Annotated in this window: 2 protein-coding genes and 1 pseudogene; all 3 read right to left on the bottom strand. The window is 36.2% G+C overall.

The annotated features are described in order from the left end of the window. Positions 1-25 precede the first annotated feature (25 nt). Positions 26-709, bottom strand: a pseudogene (locus ACI3VO_RS13540) (thymidine phosphorylase); the annotation flags it as partial. Between the two features lie 18 nt (positions 710-727). Further along, positions 728-1,393: a deoxyribose-phosphate aldolase gene (gene deoC, locus ACI3VO_RS13535; RefSeq protein ID WP_439758426.1), complete on the bottom strand. Its 666-nt coding sequence runs from the start codon at positions 1,391-1,393 to the stop codon at positions 728-730. 34 nt (positions 1,394-1,427) lie between these two features. Continuing rightward, positions 1,428-2,618: a phosphopentomutase gene (gene deoB / locus ACI3VO_RS13530; protein WP_439758425.1), complete on the bottom strand. Its 1,191-nt coding sequence runs from the start codon at positions 2,616-2,618 to the stop codon at positions 1,428-1,430. Between the last annotated feature and the right edge of the window lie 90 nt (positions 2,619-2,708).

The following is a 2,708-nucleotide window of genomic DNA, read 5'->3' as shown; positions in this document are numbered from 1 at the left end:
CTGAAATACAGGTGCAATTCACTCATAGACTATTTCCTATAGATATCATTGCTTCGGCAAGCTTTGTGGCATCTTCTATAGTGTGCATAAATGCACCTTCTCCGTATTTTACATCTAGTAAAATAGTATCTGAGCCACATGCCAATTTCTTGGACATTATAGAAGATGCTATTAGAGGAATTGATTCAACTGTTCCTGTTACATCTCTTAGTGCGTATAATTTCTTATCTGCTGGGACTAGGTCTCCTGTTTGTCCTATGATGGAAATTCCTATTTCTTGAACTTGTTTTTTGAACTGTTCCTCAGTTAAGAAACAATTGAAACCCTCTATAGATTCTAATTTATCCAAAGTTCCCCCAGTGTGCCCTAGACCGCGCCCTGACATTTTAGCGACCTTTAGTCCACATGCTGCCACCATTGGTCCTAGAGCCATAGATGTTTTATCGCCTACTCCACCTGTTGAGTGTTTGTCTGCCTTGATACCTTCTATAGAAGATAAATCCAAAACATCGCCACTATACATCATAGCCTTGGCAAGATATGAAGTTTCTCTCTCATTCATGCCATTTAGTACTATAGCCATTAATAATGAGCTTATTTGATAGTCAGGAATAGATCCATCTACAACCCCGTCTATGAAAAATTGAATTTCTTCATCAGTTAGTTCTTCTTTGTATCTTTTTTTGTGTATTATATCTACAAAACGCATAACTATTTCCCCTTTATTTTAATATCCTTGTGCCTGCTTTCCTTGGATTAATTTAATAGCTGAGCTAGTTCCTATTCTATCACAGCCCTCACTTATAAACATATCTAGGTCTGATATACTTTTAACTCCACCTGCTGCTTTTATTTTTACGTTTGATCCTATGTGTTGTTTAAATAGTCTTATGTCCTCTATAGTCGCACCAACTGTACCGAAGCCTGTAGATGTCTTTATATAGTCGGCATTTGCTTCTGTGACTGATTTGCACATAGCTATTTTTTCTTCTTCAGTTAGGTAGCATGTTTCTATTATAACCTTTAGTATTTTGTCTCCTACTGCTTGTTTTAATGCTTTGATTTCTGCTGTTACCTTGTCGTAATCTCCATTTTTGACGTCTGATATGTTAATTACCATGTCAATTTCGTTTGCTCCGTCTTCTATAGCCTGCTTAGCTTCTAGAACTTTAGCCTCTGTAGTCGAATATCCTAGAGGAAAGCCTACCACTGTACATATATTTACACTGTCACCGTATTTTTCCTTGATACGTGATATATAGCATGCTGGGATGCAAACTGATGCTGTCTTGTAGTGTATTGCTTCATCACATATCTTTTGGATATCCTCCCACGTAGCTGTCGGCTTTAATAATGTATGATCAACGTGTTTTAATAATATCGATATATCCATTTTAGTTTCCTCACTTCTATTATATATTTATAAACTATATTAACTCATTTAATACAGATTCACCTATGGTATTTTTTGGCATGTCTAGATTGAAATTATCCGCAACAGTCGCACCGATTGTCGCAAATGATTGTTTTTCTCCTAAAACTCCACTACCACTCATAGCCGGTGAATAAGCTAAAAATGGAACATATTCACGAGTATGGTCAGTTCCAGTATAGGTTGGATCGTTGCCGTGGTCTGCAGTTATTATAAGTAAATCGTCTTGTGATAATTTTTCTATAACTTTTCCTAGATTTACGTCGAATTTTTCAAGCTCCTCAGCGTATCCAGCTGGATTTCTTCTGTGACCCCAAAGCGCATCAAAATCAACTAAATTCACAAAGCATAATCCCTTGAAATCTCTATCCATTATTTCTAATGTCTGCTCCATTCCATGAACAGATGACTTAGACTTGTTAGATTCAGTTATTCCTTCTCCATCAAATATATCGTTTATTTTTCCAACTGATATAACATCATATCCATTGTCCTTTAATACGTTTAAAACTGTTCTTCCATATGGCTTTAATGCATAGTCGTGTCTATGGCTTGTTCTGACAAAATGACCCTTGCCCTCTCCAATATAAGGTCTCGCAATAACTCTACCTACCTTGTACTCATCTCTAAGAGTCAGCTCTCTAGCTATTTCACAGCATCTATAAAGCTCGTCTAGCCCAAAAGTTTCCTCATGACCACATATCTGTAAAACAGAATCTGCTGAAGTGTAGACTATCATATCTCCTGTTTTCATCTGATGCTCGCCTAGCTCGTCTAATATAACTGTCCCACTTGCACTCTTGTTTCCGACGATACCATGGCCTGTCTTTTCAGATAATTCATCTAGTAATTCCTGTGGAAATCCTGTATCTGTGAAAGTCTTAAAAGGTGTAGTTATATAAAGTCCCATCATCTCCCAGTGACCTGTCATCGTATCCTTGCCGACGCTTGATTCCTTTAGCTTCATTTGGTAGCCTAGAGGCTTGTCGATTTTATCCACGTGTTTTATAGGATGCAAATTAGCCAATCCTAATCTCTGCAAATTCGGTATATTCAACGAATCTACTGAATCTGCAATATGTCCTAGAGTATCTACTGAGATATCTCCGTATTTTTTAGAAGTGTCATCTTCTCCTATTCCTAGAGAATCTATTACTATAACAAATATTCTATTATATTTTTTCATCGCTTTTTCCTCTCTAAAATAAATTTCTATACTTATATTTTAATCTTCTTTTATATTTTTTACGCTATATATTTTCAAAAATTATAAGTT

It is taken from the genome of Intestinibacter sp. (assembly GCF_051866655.1).
GTDB lineage: Bacteria > Bacillota > Clostridia > Peptostreptococcales > Peptostreptococcaceae > Intestinibacter.
This window is presented reverse-complemented; position numbering and strand designations above follow the sequence as displayed.

Excerpts from the sequence above, each read along its gene's own strand:
- deoB (WP_439758425.1), bottom strand. The coding sequence starts at position 2,618 with ATGAAAAAATATAATAGAATATTTGTTATAGTAATAGATTCTCTAGGA.
- deoC (WP_439758426.1), bottom strand. The coding sequence starts at position 1,393 with ATGGATATATCGATATTATTAAAACACGTTGATCATACATTATTAAAG.